Origin of the sequence: Lysinibacillus macroides (assembly GCF_001281525.1) — a bacterium.
Lineage (GTDB): Bacteria > Bacillota > Bacilli > Bacillales_A > Planococcaceae > Lysinibacillus > Lysinibacillus macroides.
In genome coordinates this window covers 211968-233384 of record NZ_LGCI01000014.1, presented here as the reverse complement: position 1 = coordinate 233384, position 21417 = coordinate 211968, and the positions used below count along the sequence as shown (strand labels likewise).

Genomic DNA, 21417 nt, shown 5'->3' with positions numbered 1-21417 from the left:
GGGAAGGCGACAATAAACCTAAAGAATAGATAATCCATGAGCATTTATTCTTTAAGGTATGGAAAAAATGTGCTACTGATTTAAAGGTTTATTTTATTCGCATTTTGTAAGCGTATCCTGTTCGTGCCAATCTAACGTTTCCTTTCTTGTAGTCTCTAATGAACTTCTGTTAGTTGAATATACTGTTTGGATATCCTGGTCTGACATTTTACTAAGATCACAAACTTGCTTTAGCGTATGTCTTGTCTCATTGTTTTCTGTGATTGCTTGTGTACAACCTGGTATCCGATTAAACTTTTTTAATTCTCTTTCATAATAGGGTCTACCATAAACATCTGGATTCCCTGGTGCTGTCAAGGTCCAATCCAACAAATAGACTTTCCCCTCTTTAAACGAATACTTCAAAATAAATTCCTCATTCTCACCAGCTATTTTAGTACAAGTCAAATCTTTATTTTTATCGTTCTCGCACCCTGTTATAATTAACATACAAATTATAATGAAAAATAGAAATATATATTTTTTCATCGTATCCCCCATGGATCAGATCATGTTTTTGACATTATACGATCATGTGTTACCTACGATTCATATCATGAACTAGATTGCACTTTTACATTTATTACATCATTTAACTTGTTCCTATATATTTAAAACCAAAGAATGCTGTAAAATCAACATTCTTTGGTTTCTCATTTTGTCACATTTAGTCGATCATTCAACTTTTTGGACCTTTACATTTATTATCTACAATCTAATGTATCTGTACTCCATGTACATTTACGCCTTGCATAGCATCGTATTTTGATCTTGTAGTTGTATTCGTAAAGTCGATGACTGATCCCAATCCACTACTATTAATATTGTATGCTTTTGAATCCGCTAACGTAACCGCAGATTGGGCATGTTGGAAACTACCATAAGCAGTAAATGGATCCCTATTAGATATAACAATCATGGTTAACCCATGTGACATGGACGTTCCACCGCTTGGTAAAGACATACTAAGACCTACACCACCTGAAATATCTTTTATATTACTATGACCTTTAGTATAATTTTGAACAATAGAACCATTATGTTTTAAATATCCCGTAATACTGCTACGATCATTTAGACCTATACTAAGACCAGGTCTTATAGCGATCACATCGTGGGAACGAGTTGCAGGCATTTGACCCGCTAACCATTCACAGGTCACTTACTCGAAAGTGATCCAGCGGTAACATTAATTGTTAATCGTTTCATAGTCGTTTGGTGAACAGGATATCCTTTCAATTGAACTGGCGGATTTTCTATAAATTCCATCGCTTCCTTTTCAGTAACTTCTGTATCCGTTGTAGAAATTACATTTCCGAGGAAATCAACAACTGTATCTGTTTATATATATTTAGAATGACCTCTTGTTTCTAAAGTTGTATCATTTGCAAGTATATCTACCATATCTTGCGTGAATGTTGCGATTGTATCTTCATCGGATACCCTTGCCAAATTCTTGTATTGATCTTCCGTCAATTCAATATGATTTAAGTTTGTATAATAGGGGAAAGCTTTGTTTTCTGATGTTAGTGCAAATGTGGGCATAGCCTCTGTAAATATTATTATTAACGCCAAACATACTACAGATAAAATTTTTAATTTTGTTCTCCCTCCGTTTTTAAAAATTGAAACGTTAAATTCAAATTTTACTGTATCATGAAGACCATTTATCATCTCAACTCTCCCACTGTTTTTTCGTTTCATGTTGTGGCATCTTGTTAGTGAGGGTGGTGGATGTGTTGTAAAAAGATTTATGAATATTGCGACTACATAATCCGAATTTATTATATAATTCCGTATTATAACATTACTACTCATTTATATAAAAATAGTTAAATAAATATTTTTAATTTAAAAAATGGTGCCGATAAAATTATCATCCATCCCTTAATTAAATTTACAGGAAAAAAGATAACATTTCGATCACCAACACCATGTTTTTTGATGAATTGCATGTTTCCTTCTATACATCAAAATAAATGCCTAATCTTGTTGTTTTAGCAAATATAATTGGACATCTATACATTCTATCTTTTTGCATAACCTTCCACCGCTTCCAATAGAAATTGACTAATATCGACAATCTCATACTTTACTAGAATAGTATCCACCGCAAATCACTAACCAAATACTGTCGGGAAAATATTAGCCGATATAAGGGGCAACTATTGACAATGACTTCTTATGCCACTTATGATTGATTGCGAATGATAATCAATGATAACTCATTCAAATACTTAGTAACTAATAGTAAGGGGGGAAAAGCATGATTATTGTAACGAACCGCATTCAAGTAAAACCAGGCTTTGCTGCAAGAATGGCACCGAATTTTACAAAACCAGGTCCTCTACAACAATTTGAAGGCTTCCATAAAGTAGAGGTGTTAATTTCAACGGATGATCCTACTTATGACGAAATGAGTGTGAATATGTATTGGGAATCCAAGGAGCATTTCCAAGCATGGCGCAATAGCGATGCATTTGCTGCAGCTCATCAACGTCCAGGTTCGGGCTCTGAGGGTGACAAAGCTGATAGTCCGATTATCGGCAGCAAAATTGTAGTTGCGGAACTCGCATCTTCCATTGAAGCTTTACGATAATAAACAACAAGTAACATTTTATACATGATCTTCTGATTCTATCTGAAAAAGCCCTGCATATGAAAATTTTATGCAGGGTCTTTTCTTATAAAAAAATAACGAGTATATAGCCCATTATGGCTAGACAAAGTGAACCAATTAAGCCAGCAATAAAGGCCTTTACACCAAGCTCCTTAAAGGTTTTAATTTCAATATTTAAGCCAAGACCAGCCATCGCCATAGCAATTAAAATATAGGCAATATTCACAATGCTTTGTACTGTATTCGCTTCTACAATACCTAATGAATTAAAAGCTCCCATCGCTAAAAACCCTACAATAAACCATGGAATAATCGATAATGACAAGACCTTTTCCTCACCCTTATCCACCTTTTGATAGAAAGCGCCGATAATAATAGCAATTGGTGCAAGCAGCGCCACACGCGTTAATTTTACAATAACAGCTAGATCCACCGCTTCCTTACCACCAGTAGATGCAGCCGCAATGACATGCGCAATTTCATGTAACGTGCCACCTGCGAAAATCCCGTATTCAGTTGGTGTTAAATGAATAATGGAATAAAGTATTGTATAAATAAGTGTAAATACTGTCCCTAACAATGCCACAATAGCTGCCCCTACTGCCGTTTCCTTTTCATTTGCTTTAATTTGAGGGGCAATAGCTACTACAGCAGCGGCTCCACAAATAGCCGTTCCGCAAGCTGTTAAGATCCCTAGCTTCTGCTCGACTTTAAACATTTTCGTTAATCCATACACAACTATTAATGCAAATAGCAGATCAATAACTGCGATTAAAAAAACGCTGGCTCCTGTATGATAAATATCTACCAAATTTAAGCGCATGCCCAATAAAATGATACCGAACCGTAGCAGCTTCTTACTGGAAAATGTGATACCTGCTTGCCACGAAGCCTGTACTGTAAATGCTGCTCGCCAAGCCACTCCTAATACCATGGCTATCACTAACTGTCCCACCATTGAAAATAACGAAAATGTAGCAATATATTTTGCCGCTAAAGCGATAAAAAATGTTAATAAAATTCCTTTAAAAAAGGCTAGATGAGGAAAATATTTTATGTCATTCTGTCTATTTACCATGATGTTCACTTCTTTCTCCCTTGTTGCTTCCTACTTTATTAAAAAGCTCATCATTAGTAAAATAGATATATATAATTGTTATTATTAATATTTCTAATAATAGGGGTGAGGATATGCAATATGATGCTTTAAAAACATTTGTCACACTGGTAGAGGTCAATAATTTTACAAAGACCTCAGAAATACTTCATATTTCACAGCCAAGTGTCAGCCTACATATTAAAAACTTAGAGCAAGAATTACACACAACATTATTTATTCGTTCACCAAAATCTGTTCAAATTACACCAACTGGCGAAATTCTTTATAAACGAGCAAAACAAATCATGGCTATCACTGAAGCAGCTAGGGACGATATTGCTACCTATCATCACGAGGTACAAGGATCACTCATCATTGGAGCAAGCTTTACCATCGGAGAATATATATTGCCGCCCATCCTAGCCAACCTCCATCAGCAATTCCCACAACTTGAGATTCAAGTTATTATTGGTAATACAAAGGAAATCATTCAATATACTAAATTATTGCAAGTTGATATTGGGCTAATAGAAGGACAAGCTCAGGATCAGGAGCTATTTATACAACCATTTATGCAAGATGAGTTATTTATTGTGAGTGCAAGTGACCATCCTCTAACAAGACAAAAGCCCATTACGGCTGATAAGCTTCAACAACAAAGCTGGGTGGCGCGTGAGGAAGGCTCAGGAACACGTTATTATTTAGATCATTTATTTAGAGCAAATGGTTTACAGATTCATTCGCTTTTAACAATTAGTAGTAATCAGGGAGTCAAAGAGAGTGTTGTACAAGGCCTTGGTCTTTCCTTATTATCTGCCTGTGTAATTGAGCGTGAGGTAAAGAATGGTGATCTGACAACCCTTCCTCTCGAAGGGCAGCATTTTATGCGAACATTTTCCTATCTTTACTCACCAACCATGAAGAATAAGCGTAATGTTGACATATTGATGAATGCATTATTAAAAAAGCTTAGCTGACTTTTACTGTCGCTAAGCTTTCTTCATTGTTTTTCTAGTATTTAACCGCTTATGTTCAATGATCTCCACAAATTTTGTTGCTGCCCTAGAAAGAGGCACAGTTTTTAAATAACATATGCCAATACTTCTTGGTGGAATGCTTTCCTCTAATATTAGCTCATAAAGAAGTCCTCGTTGCAGATAATCCTTAGAAAACTCCTTTGTGACACAGGCAATTCCTAAATTACTGCGCGCAAATTCAAGCACAAGATCATGTGAGCCTAGCTCAAACTCTGGCTCAATATGAATGCCATAACCAACTAAATAATCCTCTACATATCTTCTTGAATTTGATTTTTTCTCAAGAAACACCAGTGGGAATTTTAAAAGGTCTTGATAGCTCAGGCTTTTAGACACTAATGTTTTATATTTTTCACCACAGACAAAAATATCCTGAACATCTGTACATACAGTCAATTGTAATGTTGCATCTTCTATCGGAAAATTACAAAGTCCAATATCTACCTCACCGGATTTAATAAAATTACAAATTTCAGAGGTTGTGCCATTTAGCATTTGTAGCTTTATATTGGGGTACATTGTATGAAATGCCTCTAAATAAGGCATTAAAAAGAAACGAGAAATCGTATCCCCTACCCCAATTTTTAACTGTCCTGTTGTTAAATTTTTAAATTCTAGCAGCTTTTCCTCGCCAGCGTCCAATAGCCCTAATGCAGAGTTGGTATATTCAAAAAGCAGGCTACCCTCTGTTGTTAATGTTACCCCCTTAGGTGTCCGATTAAAAAGACGTGTACCTAGCTCCTTTTCTAATTGCATCATAGCTTGACTAACAGCTGGCTGTGTCATATATAAATCCTTAGCTGCTCTCGAAAAGCTATTATTTTTAGCGACAACACTAAAAACACGATATAAATCTAATTTCCCTATCATATAAGCACCCCTTATAGCTCTTATATAAACTATTAATTTTACTTATATCATTACTGAGGCGTATAGTAAAATTATATGAGTTTTATTTCACTTTACGATTGTCGAATAAGGAGAGATTAAGTTGGAACGTGTAATCGGTACAGTAGTAAGAGGGCTTCGTGGTCCCATTATTAATGAAGGCGATAATATTGAACAAATTGTTGTAGATACAGTATTAAATGCGGCAAAAGTTGAAGGCTATGCTATTGAAGATCGTGATATTGTGACAGTAACAGAATCTGTTGTGGCACGTGCACAAGGGAACTATGCAACAATTGATGATATCGCTGTAGATGTGGCAGCAAAATTCGGTGACGATACAGTGGGTGTGATTTTCCCAATTTTAAGCCGAAATCGCTTCGCAAACTGTTTACGTGGTATTGCTAAGGGTGTTAAAAAGGTTGTTTTAATGCTAAGTTACCCATCTGATGAGGTTGGTAATCATCTTGTAGATATTGACGAGCTAGATGTAAAAGGCATTAACCCTTGGACAGATACATTAAATGAGGTTGAATTCCGTGAGCATTTTGGCTATAAAAAGCATACCTTTACAGGTGTAGATTATATTGAATACTATAAAGAACTTATTGAAGCAGAGGGCGCTACATGTGAGGTTATCTTCTCGAATAACCCTAAAACTATTTTAGATTATACGAAGAGTGTGTTAACATGTGATATTCATACACGCTTCCGCACAAAACGTATTTTAACGGCGAATGGTGCCGAAAAAGTTTACAGTCTTGATAATATTTTAGCTGAATCTATCAATGGCTCTGGCTTTAACGCTGAGTACGGTCTACTTGGCTCCAATAAAGCAACGGAGGATAGCATCAAGCTATTCCCACATACATGTCAGCCAATCGTTGATGGTATTCAAGCAAAAGTTAAAGAAGCTACTGGAAAAACCATCGAAGTCATGATTTATGGTGATGGCGCATTTAAAGATCCTGTCGGGAAAATTTGGGAGCTTGCAGATCCAGTGGTCTCCCCAGCTTTCACAGCAGGATTAAATGGGACACCGAATGAGGTTAAATTAAAATACCTAGCGGATAACGATTTTGCAGACCTGCGAGGAGAAGAACTAAAAGCAGCTATTTCTGATTATATCCAAAATAAAGATGAAGATTTGACAGGTCAAATGGCTGCACAAGGAACAACACCTCGTCGCCTAACAGACCTTATCGGCTCCCTATCTGACCTAACATCAGGCTCAGGCGATAAAGGAACACCGATGATTTATATTCAAGGCTATTTTGATAACTATACAAAATAAACAAAGAGCGGATTTGGCAAATGCATTATTGTCCAAATCCGCTTTTTATATATAGTAGATTCTTTGCTTATACTATTAACGCAAATTTTCAAAAATAGCTGAGCGATGACCTTGGATTGTTTTCATAAAGTTCGTCATCACCTCATTGCGTTTTTTCTTTAGACTTTGTAGATATTGTATTTTCATTTGATGCGAATTACTTACAGCATCTAATTGAGTCGTTAATGCTTCCATCTGTTGGTCTGACGTTGCTACCCCTTCGTTATATAGCGCTGCGATCTGTTCATTTAATCTAACCATTTCTTGATACTTCTGCTCAACAACCACTGTTTGACCTCTTAACTGCTCATCTAATAGCTGTATTCGCTTTGCTTGGATTTCCATTAAAGCTGTTTCTAAATCTATTCCCTCTATATCAAGTGACTGAATTGCTTTATGAGCAGAGACTATTTCTCCTCCACCTATCAATAAACTTAACACTACTGCATTACCAATTAATGTTTCCCTCATATCCATCTACCTCCCATTTTTTATCTACTCTTTATCAAAAATAACAGTTGAAGGTTAAATTTAGGCTAAAAAAATAAAAAAATATCAAAACATTGATTGAACAATACTTTGACATTTGCGTATTCATAGGAGGATGACAGGAGTCGAACCTGTAAGTCCCTTTTATATAGGGCTATGTGACCTTTGCATTCTTCCTCATAATTTAAAATGGATGATTATTTTTTATTCAGTTTTACATTGTTCTCAGTCCCTTCTCGCTCACTTATTAGATGTTTAATTTATTTGGAGTCATTTCTTCCTGTAGCCAATGCTCGCTTGTTAGAATATGTTGTGGTCTAACAAATTTCCCTAAGTTATATTGAAAATCATTATAATGAAAGGCTTCCACATTGCGAATTACATAACCCTCCTGCTCACCATCAAATATTGATTTTCCTGTAAATGTGCGTTTAATTTTCACTTCATCAAAAAGACCTTCATATAAAACAGGAACCGTTTCAATGCCTAATTTAGTTGCATATGCTACTGTTTCATCCCAGCTTAAGCATATATTGTCTTCATTCCAAATACTAAATAAATAAAAATAGCTTGTTAATGCTTGATAGTAATATAGAATGCTTAGCATACACATTTTCACCACATAAGCGCCAACCATCTGGGATTCGATAAGCAAAGCTTGCATGGAATGTTTTCACCCAATTTCTCGAAGGGTGATTTGCTGAATGAATACTTCTTGCATGCATATAATCTTTGTAAAGCGTTGTACCTTCATCGTCTAGCTTTTCAGTTACCACTACTTCCTATCCAATAAAATGGGCAACATTTTTCGCAACCTTATCATCATGTGTATAGCCTCTGCTCCATGGTAAATGAAAGCTCCGTGGATATTTAATATAATTGGTCATTTTCTCACTTCCTTGTTATTTTGCAAATTGGTCTGCCTCACGGAAAAAATAAAGCCTTGTCAATAAATCACCATCTAGTAAATGATAAATTTGGCTACTACCTCTATCACCACCATACTGGAGAAGCATATGAAACTGGACTAAATAAACAACCTTTAGCACAAAATCCTCCTTAAAGCCTAACTCAAATAAAAAATGGCAAACGATTTGTGCAGAAACATTTTCATGCCCAAAATAACCATATCGCTGTTGCAATGGTTTATATTTTTTACAAAATGGCTTGCCAATACCATGAAATAGTGCAACAATTTGCAATGCTAGCTTATCGTTTTCCATATAGTATTCATTTATATAGGAGAAAACAAAATACGTATGCTGGCATAGTAAAAATTGATGGTACGGATTTTCTTGATGAAAGCGATAAATTTCTCTAAAGCATAGGATAGCCTGTAACACCTGAAAAAGCTCCTCATAAGTAGGCTGTCGCTGACTAAGCCCGATAAATTGCTGCATTGAAATACCATAAGGTTCTGTCTCATGTACAATATGTACCTGATCAAATCCTTCTCCTACTGTCGGAAACTCTAAATGTTTTCTCATTTTTTCCATAATCACTAACGGTACTTGTCGCTTGCGCTGTTGATTTCTTGCAACACATTTAGCATAGGGCGTGTCAAAGTAATAGCATTCCTTTTGGAGTGAGCTTGGTAGCTTATGCAATGCAAATATTCTTCGCTCTCTTTCGATATTAGTAGCATCTACAATAACAGAGTGACCCTTTGCCATATGCTGATTCAGCCGCTCATACAAAACACGAAAAACTACCCGCGATTTCTGCTTGGATGCATCACCAAATAACTTCTGGCGTATCACTTGAAAGAATAAATGCATTTTCCTCTTTTGCTAGCTTTTGCACAAATGTACTTTTTCCGCTCCCAGGTAATCCTACTGTAAAAATAACCTTCATATTCTCACCTCTCTTCAAAGATCTATATCGTTTTCATAAAGCAATCCTTTAGCTTTCGCTTGCAATACTAGACTATTGAAGCTACTAGCAGTACAAAAGACAGGAATCATAAACTACCTTATTCCCCTGCCTTCTTGGTCTACTTTCATCCATACAATTTATTATTTCATTCCCCGAGAAATAATATTGTAAATACGTCCTATTCCTACCTTTTTAACCAAATTATAAACACTTTTTTTGAATATAAAGCGAACCTTCAATCAGTGGAGAATTTTCCTCACCCTCACCGATTGATGATAAAGGAATAAAAGTTTAAAATTTCTATTATGTTAATACAGGATTAAAAAGACTTCTCTACCTAGATTAGACACTAAAAAAAGACTATTCTACAGGGTACAGTTTATTAATAGATATTGATGGTAAACAATACTCACTTCATCTGAACGAATTTCCTTACATTTCTGCTGAGATAACGCTGACTACTAGGTTAAAAAATAAAATTATATACGGTAATACACAAAATTGTTCCATTAAATGGGCGTTTTGAAAACAATGAAGGCAGCAAGGGTTTTTGAGGATTTTTCAATAGTGTTCTATTATAATTTTGCTGAAATGAGGAATACTATTGAAATATTTCGCATATAAAAAAGACTGCTCCAACTATTTATGGAACAGCCTCTATCATTCAATTTGCTCTTACTTTGTACCTTTATTATAACATAAATTTACAAAAAATATTAGTCTATATTTCTTTCGTAACTAGCAGTATGATAAATTTCTTAAATGATTATGGAGAGGAATGTGAGGAGACGTTGGAAAATCAAAAGGACTGGTTAGAGGAAAAACATTACCTTGCACATTGTTTAACGATCATTGACGATAAAATAAAGGAGCTTTTGCATAAAGAAAAGGGCTTTAAAGAAAATGCTGGGACGATTAGAAAAACCTTTTGGGATGATGTTCGTGTCAATTTAGATACTGCTGAAGATGTAGATGAAACCTTTATGGCGATTAAACAGCAGGTGGAGCTATTATCAGATTCAGAGCTTGCACAGCAGCGTGCCATTCGTAATATGAAGGTTTATGAACGTTTACAGCAATCGCCCTATTTTGCGCGTATTGATTTTTTACAGGATGGTCAACAAGAGCCCTTAAAGATTTATATTGGTGTTGCTACATTATTGGATCAACAGGATGAAAATATCGTCATTTATGACTGGCGAGCGCCTATATCCAGTATGTATTATGATCACACCCCCGGCGATGCTTACTATACAACAAGTACGGAAGAAATTTATGGCAAGATGCTATTAAAACGACAGTTTATTATTAAAAATGGCGAGCTTCAATCAATGTTTAATACAGGGCTTACAATTGGTGATGATTTATTGCTTGATATTCTTGCGCAAAATGCCAATGAGCATATTCGCAGTATTGTTGCCACAATTCAGGCTGAGCAAAATAAAATTATTCGCCATCTTCGCTCACGCTATCTAATTGTAGAGGGTGTTGCAGGTAGCGGTAAAACAGCTGTTGCGCTTCAACGAGTTGCCTATTTATTGTATCGCTATCGCAATGAAATAACAGCTGATCAAATTTTACTGATTACGCCTAACCAGCTATTTAATCAATATGTCCATACCGTTTTGCCTGATTTAGGCGAGGATAATATGCAGCAGCTAACGTTTACAGAGTATATCGAAAAGCGTTTAGGCCGCCAGTTTCAGTTGGAATATCCTTATGAGCAGCTTGAACAGCTTTTAACGGAAAAGGATAGTACCTTTTATGAAATGAAGCTGAATAGTATTACTTTCAAAGCAAGCCTTGCTTACAAGCAATTAATGGATGAATATATCAGCTATTTGTCTAACAAAGGTTTATTATTTAAAAATATTGTTTTTCGTGGAGAACGAATTATTACAGCTCAGGAAATTGCTGAATACTTTTATTCATTCCCCTCCTCTCTATCCATACCAGATCGTCTACAGCTTGTGAAGAAATGGTTATTGCAAAGGCTCACAAAATTTGAAAAGACGGAATGGACAAAGGAATGGGTAGAGGAGGCCATGGATTTATTAGATACAGAGGCTTACACTAAATCTTATAGTAAACTATTATACGAAGGGCATTTTACGGAAAATTCCTTCGATGACTTCGATCAAGAACAAAAGAAATTAGCCAAGCAAATTGTTAAAAAGCAGTTAAAGCCACTACGCAACTCCATTAAACACTTAAAATTTGTGCATATATTAGGCATTTATCGTCAGCTCTTTGATTTGAATAATACTGTTTATCAAAAATTACAGCATCTTGTGCCAGATCATTGGGAGGACATTTGTCAACAGACACTCCCTAATTTAGCAAAACGTCTAATTACTTACGAAGATGCTGCACCATTTTTATATTTGCAGGATAAAATTGAAGGACAGCAGACTAATACAATGATTCATCATGTTTTGATTGATGAAGCACAAGACTATTCACCATTTCAATTAATATTATTACAACAATTATTTCCAAAGGCGCGTATGACTATTTTAGGTGATGGGCATCAAACCATTCATCCACATACTTTTGATAACCCTTCCCTGCTTAATCCCAAATTATATAGCGAGCAAGCAGAAAAAATGATTTTAACGAAAAGCTATCGTTCGACAAAGCAAATTATCCAGCTTACAGCTAAAATTTTAAATGACGGCAGTGAGGTAGAGGCATTCAATCGAAATGGTCCAGAGCCTTCCATTACCATTGTGCCAAATGAAGTAGAATTAACAGCTCAAATTATCCAAAATATCCACGAGCTATCCCGACAATTCGACACAATTGCGGTTATTTGTAAAACTGCTGCTGAATGTTCTGCTGCCTATAAGCAATTAAATCGCCACGTAGATAGTCAGCTCATTACCCATGATACAAAGCAGTTTAAAAAAGGGATTTTACTGCTACCAGCCTATATGGCAAAGGGAATCGAGTTTGACGCTGTCATTATCTATAATGCCTCTGCTGCTACTTATTCAAGGGAAACGGAGCGTCATTATTTTTATACAGCCTGTACACGAGCTATGCATGAGCTGCATATTTATTCTATCAATAAATTAACACCTTTCCTGCAATAACACTAAAAATCCACCTCGCTATCGTGCTGAGAGTGGATTTTTTACTTTTTATTAAATATAGAATGTATAATCCTCTGGAATGACGCGCTTTAAAAACTTTCTTGTACGCTCCTCTTTTGGGTTTACAAAAATATCATGGGGATTGCCTTCCTCAACGACAACACCGCCATCCATAAAAATAACACGATTAGCAACATCTTTAGCAAAGCTCATTTCATGTGTGACCACAAGCATCGTTGTACCCTCTGCTGCAATATTTTTCATAACCTGCAAAACCTCACCTACTAGTTCAGGGTCAAGCGCAGACGTTGGCTCATCAAATAAAATAATATCAGGATTTAATGCGACAGCACGTGCAATTCCTACTCGCTGCTGCTGACCGCCAGATAGCTGACTTGGATAGGCATCATATTTTTCAGATAATCCTACTTTATCAAGCGCCTTTTTCCCAATGTCCATCGCCTCTGCTTTTGGCACTTTACGTCCAATAATCAGTCCTTCTGTCACATTCTCCAATGCTGTTTTATTGGTAAAAAGATTATAGTTTTGGAAGACAAATGCGACACGCTGACGAATAGCATGTATATCCTTTTTCTTACTATGTTGAAAATCCACTTCAATATCGCCAAATGTCGCATGTCCTTGATCAGCCTTCTCTAAAAAATTAATGCAGCGCAATAATGTTGTTTTTCCTGACCCACTAGGACCTAAAATAACAACCACATCACCTTTATCAATTGCTAAATCAACGCCCTTTAATATTTCATTAGCCCCAAATGATTTATGGATATTTTTAATTTCTAACATGCTTATTCACCTCTTAGACATTCGCCGCTTTGTATTTGCTTAAATATTTTTCATAACGCTTAAATAAGTATTCGACCGTACTACATAAAATTAAATAGACAATAAAGATATCCAAATAAGCCTCTACATAATTGTAGCCTACATTAGCGGCTACCTTTGCCTTCAAGGTAATTTCGGGTAAGGACATAGCATAGCCTAGAGAGGTTGCCTTAATCAAATTAACTGTAGCTGTACAAATATTTGGCAGTGCAACAACTAAAGCCTGTGGAATAATGATACGACGATAAGCTTGGAACGTTGTCAAACCTACAGAATACGCTGCCTCTAACTGCCCCTTTTCAACTGTACTTAATGCAGAACGAAAAACCTCGATCAATATTGCTGTTGAGCTAAAGGCAAAAACGATAAAGGCATACCAGATTGGATTGATTTTATAAATATCATAGGCAATATTATATTTTTCAAAAATCATTTTTAACATTAATGGGATACTGCTATAGATAATAAAAATTTGTATAATAATCGGTGTTCCTCGCACAAAGGACACATAAATTTTTGCTAGATGATGGATAACAGGTATTTTATTAATTCGTGTTAAGGCTAGTAAAAAGCCAAGTGGTAGCGCAATTAGCAAAGCAACAACTGTCACAAGAAGCGCAACTGGCACACCTGATAATGCCACAAAAAATGTTTCAAATAAAAATTGCCAATTCATCGTTACGCCCCCTTACGTTGTTTCTAAGGTCTTCTTACCCTTACCAAATATTTTTTCTAATGTCGTAAAGATTTTTTCAATAATAACGGATAGCACCCAATACACAATGGCTAAAGCAATATAAACCTCTAATGCATGGGCATTAATATTACTTGCAATAATTAAATTTGCCTTACCAACAATATCAATTAAACCGATTGTATAGGCTAGAGCACCCTCCTGTAATAAAGCAATCATGCCATTGCCAAAGTTCGGCAATGCAACAACAAGTGCCTGCGGAAAAATAATTCGACGATAGGCTTGGAATGGTGTGAGTCCTACGCTAACAGCCGCCTCAAACTGCCCCTTTGGAATAGCTAAATAAGCTGAACGAATCACCTCTGACATAATCGCTGCAAATTGTAGTGTAAATGTTATCACGACAAAAATAGCTGTTTCAATTGAATGTAGATTCATGCCAAAATTCTCAGCTAATGCTGGCACACCATAATAGATCAGAAATAATAATACAATGGATGGGGTACAGCGCATAATTGTTGTATATAAATTTGCTAATTTCTGAAGTAGCTTGATAGAAGATAGCTTAGCAGCGGCTAGCAATACGCCAAATATTACACCTAAAATAATCGCAGACCCTGCCACTAAAAACGTAATCTTTAAAAACGGCAATAACACTGGAATCGAATTCCAAATATAGGATGCATCAAAGTATTTATCCATTACCTCACCAACTTTGCTTTTATGAATAGAGACTGCTGAGTGATTACTGACCCAGCAGTCTCTTAAACATTCTTTAGGGATTGACTAACGATTAACGTTCTCTAACACTTCAAATAAATCGCGACCATAAAACTCTGTGCTAATGTCATTTGTTTTCTTTTGTTCTTTAATTTGAGTAATCGCTTTATCGTAGGCATCAGCAAATTTTTGCTCCTTTTTATTGAACAGTGGCCATGTTTTAATAACAGCAAACTCGTTATAAACAACGGCATCTTTTAAATTATAGTAAGGGCCATCTTCCGCAAGAACCTGCTGTTTAAATGGACCTTCAATCATGACACCGCCATCAACACGACCTTCATTTACCCATTGCACAACATCGACCGTAAATGCATCACCAGCCTCTAGCTTTACTTTATTATCTGGATTCGCTGTATTGTACTCATCGATAATTGTGTATTGTGCATTATTAGCAGCAATCGGAGCTAGTGAATAACCCTTTGTCGCAAAATCTGTTAATGTTTTCACGCCCTCATCCTCTTTGCGCAACACAAGACCTGCACTACTTAGCCCTATAAACTCCTGTGGGAAAACAAATTTCTCTTTACGCTCCTCCGTAAAGAATGCATTTTTGACACCTACCTGATATTTACCTTGCTCCACCCCAATTAATAAATCATCACTTGTTGTCCCAACATACTCAAACTCATACTCAGGCAGTAACTCATCTACTAGCTTCATTACCTCTACGTCATAGCCTGTTGGATTGCCATTATCATCAATATAGCTAATAGGCTTAGTCGCCTGATCAAAAGCCACCTTAACTGTACGAACCTTGTCGCCATTACCTGAATCCTTATCAGAGGCTTCACTTGCATTACAGCCTGCTAAAAGTGCAATCGAAGCCAACCCCACCGCTGCAAATTGGAAAATTTTATTCTTTTGTTTTAACATACTGATCATTCTCCTTCATATTCCATGTATTTTCACTGGCAATAAGCCATTTAGCTTTAAGCTATTATTTTTGCTGCTCAAGCGCAGCCGTTGCTAATTTAATAATCGTCATATCATCCATTGGTGGATTATGAAGGCCAGCCCGCCCATTGCGGTAATAGCGTTGTAATGGATTGGACAGTTGCAAGCTTTTTGCCCCAACAACACGCATGGCCTTATCAACGATATCAATAGCTATATTTGTAACGGTATGTTTAGCAACCGCCATTTCATTTGTTAACAGTGCCCGTCTTGCTGGATCATCATAAGCATCAGCTACCCCGTATAGCACAAATCGAGCCTGATCTAGCTTTAATTCAATATCTCCCAAAAGCTGCTGTACATTTGGTAATGTGCCGATTGGAGCATTTAAGCTATTTGGTTGGTAATGGTTGGCAAAATGCAATGCATAGTCACGAGCTGCCTGGGCAATACCTAAATAGGTTGCAGGAATATGTAGTAACCAACCATTTATTTTACCGCCACTAGGATGATTGGGTAATTCTACTAAATACTCTTTTGCGACAACAACATCCTGTAGTACAAGATCATGGCTACTCGTGCCACGCATGGCGGACATTTCCCAATTTTCTTCAATAGATAACCCTTGTGCATCTTTATGGATAAGGAAAAAGCCGATTTGTTGCTGTTCTTCAATCCAAGCAGATGTGAGGAAATAATCGAGCACTGGGGATGCAGTTGTAAAGATTTTGCGGCCATTTAGGCGCCAGCCATCCTTTGTAGAAACTGCATTTGTTCCTGGTCGTCCTCCACGTGTTGGGCTTCCAGTTGCCGCTTCGCTAACAGCTCGGTTGATAAGGGCTCCCTTCTTGATTTTCTGGGCAAACGCTGTTAATAGCTCCTCAGCCCATAGCTTTTTCTCATATATTTCACCCACAACCCCTAGCGTCCAACCAAGGGAAAGGGAGGCATTTTCGTCATAGCTTGCTAGTGTTTCTTGCACAAGCACCATCTCATAGACCGATAATCCTTCTCCTCCGTATTCCTTTGGTAAAGTAAATCTTGGGTAGCCAACTTGTAAAAGTAATTGATGTGCTTTAAACGGAAAACGAGATTGCTCATCTACCTCAGCAGCTTCTGCTTTAATGGGCTCTGCAATAGCTGCTAACTGCTCTAATAAAAACCGTTGTCGCTCTGTTTTTATAAATAAATTTTTCAAATAAATCTCCTTCTTCCTCATGTATCAATTATGTCTTGATGACTCTTATGTCAAAATAATACAAAACTTATAAACTTACTATGATTTAAACGTAAAAAAATTTGCTATTATTTTTATAATGATCGGTACTGAATTTTCTGATTCGTTGAAACTTATCATACGTTTCAGCTTAAAAAATGTCAATGGGTTAATTGCAAGTTTTTTTATTAGTTTAATAAGCATTATAATTTTATGCACCAAGCTTTCTTTTCAACATATGCTAGCACTAAGGAAAGAGGTGGATAGATGACTAATCCTATACATTCGTCACAAAATATAAACGCTGCTGCTTATTCGACTCCACAGGTAATTCAAACAAAATTTGGAGATATTAATGGCGATGGCTTTTTTGAGACTATTTTTTTAATGGGCATAAAACAGCCTGATAGTCCCTTATGGCACAACCTCACATTAGTTATTTTTTATGGGCAAACACAACAAATGGAACAAATCCCATTGAAACAAAGCCTTGGCTATAATCCAACTATTTTTTTAGGCGATTTTACGGGCAATCATATTGAGGATATTATGGCTATTTCTGATACAGGGGGTAGCGGTGGTATTATTAATGGTGAAATATTTTCTTCTGTAAGCAATCGAGTTCGTTCTATTTTTGACGCAGAAACTTTTAGTGATAAGCTTAAATATACTGTCAATTATGTAGATAACTACAAGGCTGTTGTGCAAAGCAAAAGTCCCGCTAAAAGATACACGATTGATTTACAGTATAAGGGCGCCGATTATTTAGCAGAAATTTACAACAAAGATGGTACATTAAAACAGCCTATTGAGGGCTGGGTAGACCCTATTAGTGGGCTATATCCTGTAGATTATAATCGAGATGGTGTATATGAAATTTTGGCATATCAGGCCATTGCCGGTAGATATCATGCAGATGGGCTAGGCTATGTAGAAAATATTTTAACGTGGAACGGTCATGAATTTATTGTAGAGCGCCAAACTGTTGGGATATTCGGAGAAGATTTATCGTAAAAGACAAAATCTGCTCACCCTTTTTGACAAAGGTCGAGCAGATTTTACAAAGTTGTTATTTTTCAATCAAGGCAAAGTAGTTATTTTCAGGATCTGCAAAGTTAAAAACTCTTCCCATTGGCATCATTACTAAATCGCCCACTTTAATTCCCTTTTGCTGAAAATCTTGATACATCTCTTCAATTTGACCTGCGTAAAACATAATAGAAGGCGTACCTAAATTTAGCTCTGGCTGCATTTTGGCAATAAGCCCTTTATTGTGTAAGACAAAGGATGTTTGCGCTTCCTTTGTTGGTGCAATTTCAATCCAACGCATTCCTGCCTCCTCCTGCTCCGCAACAACAACAAAACCTACTTTTTCTGTCCAAAATTTAACTGCGGCATCTTGGTCGTTAACATATAGCATCACTTGCCCAATTTGGTGAATCATAACATCACTTCCTCCTCTTTTGAGCATTAGTATACCTCAATCAACTAACCATTAACACCAGGAAGAGCGCTCATAAAATCCCTCTTATTTTCTACTATATAATACAAAGAAATATCCTTAGTAAATCATCACTATCAAATAGGTATATCGACTTTTACTTCCCGGCTCCAGAAAGCTATATCACAAAAATTTAAGAACAAAAAAATGATCCTGTTCAAAACAAAGATCAACACTTACTATGGTGGAATATGTAAATTGTCTTAAATAGTAAGCTATCTATCAAATCTGGGTTTCTTTATAGCGTAAACCCATATTTTTTCATTATTACATACAAGACTCGCGGAGAGATTTTACGCAGAAAAGCTGCAATAGAAGGTGCTTTATTATAAAAATATAGTAGTGTTAATTTTATTTCCATATTTTTTGGAAGATTATGTTGATTAATAGTCATTTTACTCTTAGAATCAGATTAAAACCTTTGAGCTACTAGCGAACCCAATTAAATGAGTGATGTTTTCTTATACACAGCCCTGTCTATAATTAGCTTATCATTTTCGTGATCTTTTTCGCCTTAGTTGTTCAATAAATACATAGAGACTATCAAGGGAGGGTTACATATTTATGAAACGAATCAGTTTAAGAAAGAAGCTTATCTTTGCCTTTTTAATAATACTTCTTGTTCCTACCATTTTAATTGGTACGATTTCCTTCCAAAGCACCAAGAATCAAATTTTGGAAGAGCAACAAGCGAGCGCAACTGAAAGTGTCCATATGCTGAATACAAATATTACAAGCATGATTGCGCCAAAGGTACATGATATTGAGTATTTTGCAAAAAAATTAAATGAATCTTATTTACAGGACGATAGAAGAGCTGAACTGAAAAGCCTATTTCAGGAATATATCAATACCCATCCAGAAGTAGAATTGCTGTATATAGGTACTGCTGACGGGCGAATTCTCGATGAACCTGTTCATGATTATCCAAGTGATTATGACCCACGTGTTCGAACTTGGTATACGGAAGCCTTTGATAATAAAGGGCAAGTTTCGATTACATCTCCGTATGTAGCAAAATCTACAAATAATATTGTTGTGACCGTTATGCAAACCCTTCCTGACGAATCAGGTGTTGTTGCCCTAGACTTAAATATCTCTGTTTTAAGCGCACTAACAGACGAAACACGCATAGGTAAAACGGGCTTTGCTTCTATTATTGATAACAATAAGCTCTATATTGTAGAGAAGGATAAAGAAAGTGGCTCTGAAGCTACCGAAAGCTACATTGATAAGATTTATGCACAAGATGCAGGTACTGTGATGGAAAATAAGCGTCATTTACAATTTGCTACAAATGAGCTAACCGGCTGGAAAATTGTTGGCACAATGTTTACTGTAGAGGCTACAAATGCTGCCATCTCTACACTTCGTATTAACTTAATCATTATCACTGTTTCTATTATTGCAGGTATTATCTTTATGCTCTATATGATTAAATCAATCGTTCACCCAATTAAAAGTTTACAGCAAAGTGCATTGAAAATTAGTGAGGGTGATTTAACAGAGTTTATTGATATTCATACAAAAGATGAAATTGGGCAGCTCGGTGAAGCTTTTGTTGCTATGAAAGTGAACTTGAAAAAACTTATTCGCAATGTTGACCAAAGCTCACAGCATGTTCAAACAGCTGCACAAGGGCTGTCAGCAAATGCTGAACAAAATATTGCTGCATCCGAACAGGTAACAGAGGCTATGCAGCAGGTAGCCATCAGTACCGAGAAACAAACAACGGGTATCGATCAAAATGCTATTTCAGTTGAAGAAATTGCTAAGGGTGTTGTAGAGGTAGCAGATAGCGCCCTACAAGTGTCAGACCTATCCACTCAGGCTATTCAGTTAGCAGAAGAAGGTGGACAATCTGTTGAGCAAACCGTTAATCAAATGGTCTCTATTCACGACTCTGTTACACAATCAGATACAATGATTAAATCACTGTTTGATCGTACCAAAGAAATAGGCTCTATTATTGAAATTATTAGTGCCATTTCAGATCAGACCAATCTGCTAGCCCTAAATGCTGCCATTGAAGCGGCACGAGCAGGTGAGCATGGCAAAGGCTTTGCCGTTGTAGCAGATGAAGTACGTAAATTAGCTGAGCAATCCCATCAATCCGCAGAGCAAATTTCAGTACTTATTTCAGGAATTCATCAGGATACAGCTAAATCTGTACAAACGATGACAAAGGCTTCAACAGATGTGCAAGAAGGCTTACAATTATCGGAGGATACGAAGGAGAAATTTTCAAGTATTGTCAATAGCCTACGAGAAATGGCACCTAAAATGGAGGATATCTCAGCTTCCGCTCAAGAAATATCCGCAGTTGTCGAAGAAGTCTCTGCAACAGCTATCGAATTATCCGATCATGCTAAATTAAATGCTGCTGCATCTGAGGAAGTAGCCGCTTCAACAGAACAAACCCTATCTTCTATGCAGGAAATTGCTTCCTCTGCCAAAACATTACTTGATATGGCAGATGAACTACAAGGCTATGTAGATCGCTTTCACTATTAAATAAGCAAAGCTGTAGAGAAATTTTACATTCTCTACAGCTTTTTTATTATCTATGCATTTTCCTCATGACTAAATTGCCATTCAATACCAAACTTATCTACCAATGAGCCGTAACATTTACTCCAGAATGTTTCTTGTAGCTCCATCTTCACTTCTCCACCGTCTTTTAGCTTATCAAATGCTTGACGCATCTGCTCTTCGTTATCAGAAACAATAGCTAATGTAATATTGTTCCCTACTGTAAAAGGTGAGCCTGGAAATGTATCTGAGAACATGACCCTACTACCAAAAATGGAAAGTCGTGTATGCATTACAAGGTTTTTAGCTTCCTCTGGTAATGGATAATCAGGACTTTGAGGCGAATCTCCAAATGTCATAATTTCAGCCTTTTCTGTGTTAAAAACATCCTCATAAAATGCTACAGCCTCTCGACAATTACCATTAAAAATTAAATAAACATCTACTGCCATTTCCAACACTCCCTTGCTATATTT

The 21417-nt window shown here is 36.4% G+C and carries 19 protein-coding genes and 2 pseudogenes; 6 read left to right on the top strand and 15 right to left on the bottom strand.

What is annotated here, in order from left to right; all coding sequences use genetic code 11:
* Positions 1-93: 93 nt before the first annotated feature.
* From ADM90_RS23005 to ADM90_RS22995, 3 genes are all read right to left on the bottom strand, one after another.
* Complete coding sequence (locus ADM90_RS23005) at positions 94-528, bottom strand: hypothetical protein (protein WP_053997180.1); 435 nt, start codon at positions 526-528, stop codon at positions 94-96.
* A gap of 226 nt (positions 529-754) precedes the next feature.
* The gene (locus tag ADM90_RS23000) at positions 755-1174 is read right to left on the bottom strand and encodes a hypothetical protein (protein ID WP_053997179.1); all 420 of its coding nucleotides are present in this window, start codon (positions 1172-1174) and stop codon (positions 755-757) included.
* A 206-nt stretch (positions 1175-1380) separates the two neighbouring features.
* The gene (locus ADM90_RS22995; protein ID WP_152928073.1) at positions 1381-1743 is read right to left on the bottom strand and encodes a hypothetical protein; all 363 of its coding nucleotides are present in this window, start codon (positions 1741-1743) and stop codon (positions 1381-1383) included.
* A gap of 562 nt (positions 1744-2305) precedes the next feature.
* Here ADM90_RS22995 and ADM90_RS22990 point away from each other — a divergent pair.
* A complete protein-coding gene (locus ADM90_RS22990) occupies positions 2306-2638 on the top strand; it encodes a heme oxygenase (RefSeq protein WP_053997177.1) in 333 nt (110 codons plus the stop codon).
* 85 nt (positions 2639-2723) lie between these two features.
* Here ADM90_RS22990 and ADM90_RS22985 read toward each other — a convergent pair whose 3' ends face one another.
* Positions 2724-3737 carry a YeiH family protein gene (locus ADM90_RS22985; protein WP_053997176.1) on the bottom strand — a complete coding sequence of 338 codons (1014 nt, stop codon included), beginning with the start codon at positions 3735-3737 and terminating at the stop codon, positions 2724-2726.
* 113 nt (positions 3738-3850) lie between these two features.
* Here ADM90_RS22985 and ADM90_RS22980 point away from each other — a divergent pair, with 113 nt between their 5' ends.
* A complete protein-coding gene (locus tag ADM90_RS22980) occupies positions 3851-4735 on the top strand; it encodes a LysR family transcriptional regulator (protein WP_053997175.1) in 885 nt (294 codons plus the stop codon).
* Positions 4736-4747: 12 nt separating this feature from the next.
* Here ADM90_RS22980 and ADM90_RS22975 read toward each other — a convergent pair whose 3' ends face one another.
* Positions 4748-5665 carry a LysR family transcriptional regulator gene (locus ADM90_RS22975; RefSeq protein ID WP_053997174.1) on the bottom strand — a complete coding sequence of 306 codons (918 nt, stop codon included), beginning with the start codon at positions 5663-5665 and terminating at the stop codon, positions 4748-4750.
* Positions 5666-5786: 121 nt separating this feature from the next.
* On the opposite strand from ADM90_RS22975, the gene ADM90_RS22970 reads away from it, so the two are divergent.
* Positions 5787-6977 carry a coenzyme F420-0:L-glutamate ligase gene (locus ADM90_RS22970; protein WP_053997173.1) on the top strand — a complete coding sequence of 397 codons (1191 nt, stop codon included), beginning with the start codon at positions 5787-5789 and terminating at the stop codon, positions 6975-6977.
* Positions 6978-7052: 75 nt separating this feature from the next.
* Here the strand turns inward: ADM90_RS22970 and ADM90_RS22965 are convergent, their stop codons facing one another.
* The 3 genes and pseudogenes from ADM90_RS22965 to ADM90_RS22955 form a co-directional block, all read right to left on the bottom strand.
* Positions 7053-7487, bottom strand: coding sequence for a hypothetical protein (locus tag ADM90_RS22965; RefSeq protein WP_053997172.1), 435 nt, complete (start codon positions 7485-7487; stop codon positions 7053-7055).
* 265 nt (positions 7488-7752) lie between these two features.
* Positions 7753-8281: pseudogene (locus ADM90_RS22960) on the bottom strand (RNA ligase family protein).
* A gap of 126 nt (positions 8282-8407) precedes the next feature.
* Positions 8408-9359, bottom strand: a pseudogene (locus ADM90_RS22955) (AAA family ATPase).
* An 812-nt stretch (positions 9360-10171) separates the two neighbouring features.
* On the opposite strand from ADM90_RS22955, the gene helD reads away from it, so the two are divergent.
* Positions 10172-12475, top strand: coding sequence for an RNA polymerase recycling motor HelD (gene helD, locus ADM90_RS22950; protein WP_053997171.1), 2304 nt, complete (start codon positions 10172-10174; stop codon positions 12473-12475).
* A 51-nt stretch (positions 12476-12526) separates the two neighbouring features.
* On the opposite strand, the gene ADM90_RS22945 is transcribed toward helD, so the two are convergent.
* From ADM90_RS22945 to ADM90_RS22925, 5 genes are all read right to left on the bottom strand, one after another.
* Positions 12527-13282 carry an amino acid ABC transporter ATP-binding protein gene (locus ADM90_RS22945; protein WP_053997170.1) on the bottom strand — a complete coding sequence of 252 codons (756 nt, stop codon included), beginning with the start codon at positions 13280-13282 and terminating at the stop codon, positions 12527-12529.
* 13 nt (positions 13283-13295) lie between these two features.
* Positions 13296-13997 (bottom strand): amino acid ABC transporter permease, encoded by a 702-nt coding sequence (locus ADM90_RS22940; RefSeq protein ID WP_053997169.1) that lies wholly within the window; start codon positions 13995-13997, stop codon positions 13296-13298.
* A gap of 12 nt (positions 13998-14009) precedes the next feature.
* Positions 14010-14717: an amino acid ABC transporter permease gene (locus ADM90_RS22935; protein WP_053997168.1), complete on the bottom strand. Its 708-nt coding sequence runs from the start codon at positions 14715-14717 to the stop codon at positions 14010-14012.
* 84 nt (positions 14718-14801) lie between these two features.
* Positions 14802-15671, bottom strand: a complete 870-nt coding sequence (locus tag ADM90_RS22930) for a transporter substrate-binding domain-containing protein (RefSeq protein WP_053997167.1) — start codon at positions 15669-15671, stop codon at positions 14802-14804.
* 64 nt (positions 15672-15735) lie between these two features.
* A complete protein-coding gene (locus ADM90_RS22925; protein WP_053997166.1) occupies positions 15736-16890 on the bottom strand; it encodes an acyl-CoA dehydrogenase family protein in 1155 nt (384 codons plus the stop codon).
* Between the two features lie 285 nt (positions 16891-17175).
* Between ADM90_RS22925 and ADM90_RS22920 the strand changes: the two genes are divergently transcribed.
* Positions 17176-17922, top strand: a complete 747-nt coding sequence (locus ADM90_RS22920; RefSeq protein WP_053997165.1) for a hypothetical protein — start codon at positions 17176-17178, stop codon at positions 17920-17922.
* Positions 17923-17977: 55 nt separating this feature from the next.
* Here ADM90_RS22920 and ADM90_RS22915 read toward each other — a convergent pair whose 3' ends face one another.
* Positions 17978-18352 (bottom strand): VOC family protein, encoded by a 375-nt coding sequence (locus ADM90_RS22915; protein WP_053997164.1) that lies wholly within the window; start codon positions 18350-18352, stop codon positions 17978-17980.
* 621 nt (positions 18353-18973) lie between these two features.
* On the opposite strand from ADM90_RS22915, the gene ADM90_RS22910 reads away from it, so the two are divergent.
* On the top strand, positions 18974-20923 hold the full coding sequence (locus ADM90_RS22910; protein WP_053997163.1) for a methyl-accepting chemotaxis protein: 1950 nt from the start codon (positions 18974-18976) through the stop codon (positions 20921-20923).
* 50 nt (positions 20924-20973) lie between these two features.
* Here the strand turns inward: ADM90_RS22910 and ADM90_RS22905 are convergent, their stop codons facing one another.
* A complete protein-coding gene (locus ADM90_RS22905; RefSeq protein WP_053997162.1) occupies positions 20974-21393 on the bottom strand; it encodes a VOC family protein in 420 nt (139 codons plus the stop codon).
* Between the last annotated feature and the right edge of the window lie 24 nt (positions 21394-21417).

What these genes read in the sequence shown, in the direction of transcription:
- ADM90_RS23005 (WP_053997180.1), bottom strand. Translation starts at nt 528, where the DNA reads ATGAAAAAATATATATTTCTATTTTTCATTATAATTTGTATGTTAATT.
- ADM90_RS23000 (WP_053997179.1), bottom strand. Translation starts at nt 1,174, where the DNA reads ATGCCTGCAACTCGTTCCCACGATGTGATCGCTATAAGACCTGGTCTT.
- ADM90_RS22995 (WP_152928073.1), bottom strand. Translation starts at nt 1,743, where the DNA reads ATGAAACGAAAAAACAGTGGGAGAGTTGAGATGATAAATGGTCTTCAT.
- ADM90_RS22990 (WP_053997177.1), top strand. Translation starts at nt 2,306, where the DNA reads ATGATTATTGTAACGAACCGCATTCAAGTAAAACCAGGCTTTGCTGCA.
- ADM90_RS22985 (WP_053997176.1), bottom strand. Translation starts at nt 3,737, where the DNA reads ATGGTAAATAGACAGAATGACATAAAATATTTTCCTCATCTAGCCTTT.
- ADM90_RS22980 (WP_053997175.1), top strand. Translation starts at nt 3,851, where the DNA reads ATGCAATATGATGCTTTAAAAACATTTGTCACACTGGTAGAGGTCAAT.
- ADM90_RS22975 (WP_053997174.1), bottom strand. Translation starts at nt 5,665, where the DNA reads ATGATAGGGAAATTAGATTTATATCGTGTTTTTAGTGTTGTCGCTAAA.
- ADM90_RS22965 (WP_053997172.1), bottom strand. Translation starts at nt 7,487, where the DNA reads ATGAGGGAAACATTAATTGGTAATGCAGTAGTGTTAAGTTTATTGATA.
- ADM90_RS22945 (WP_053997170.1), bottom strand. Translation starts at nt 13,282, where the DNA reads ATGTTAGAAATTAAAAATATCCATAAATCATTTGGGGCTAATGAAATA.
- ADM90_RS22940 (WP_053997169.1), bottom strand. Translation starts at nt 13,997, where the DNA reads ATGAATTGGCAATTTTTATTTGAAACATTTTTTGTGGCATTATCAGGT.
- ADM90_RS22935 (WP_053997168.1), bottom strand. Translation starts at nt 14,717, where the DNA reads ATGGATAAATACTTTGATGCATCCTATATTTGGAATTCGATTCCAGTG.
- ADM90_RS22930 (WP_053997167.1), bottom strand. Translation starts at nt 15,671, where the DNA reads ATGTTAAAACAAAAGAATAAAATTTTCCAATTTGCAGCGGTGGGGTTG.
- ADM90_RS22920 (WP_053997165.1), top strand. Translation starts at nt 17,176, where the DNA reads ATGACTAATCCTATACATTCGTCACAAAATATAAACGCTGCTGCTTAT.
- ADM90_RS22915 (WP_053997164.1), bottom strand. Translation starts at nt 18,352, where the DNA reads ATGATTCACCAAATTGGGCAAGTGATGCTATATGTTAACGACCAAGAT.
- ADM90_RS22910 (WP_053997163.1), top strand. Translation starts at nt 18,974, where the DNA reads ATGAAACGAATCAGTTTAAGAAAGAAGCTTATCTTTGCCTTTTTAATA.
- ADM90_RS22905 (WP_053997162.1), bottom strand. Translation starts at nt 21,393, where the DNA reads ATGGCAGTAGATGTTTATTTAATTTTTAATGGTAATTGTCGAGAGGCT.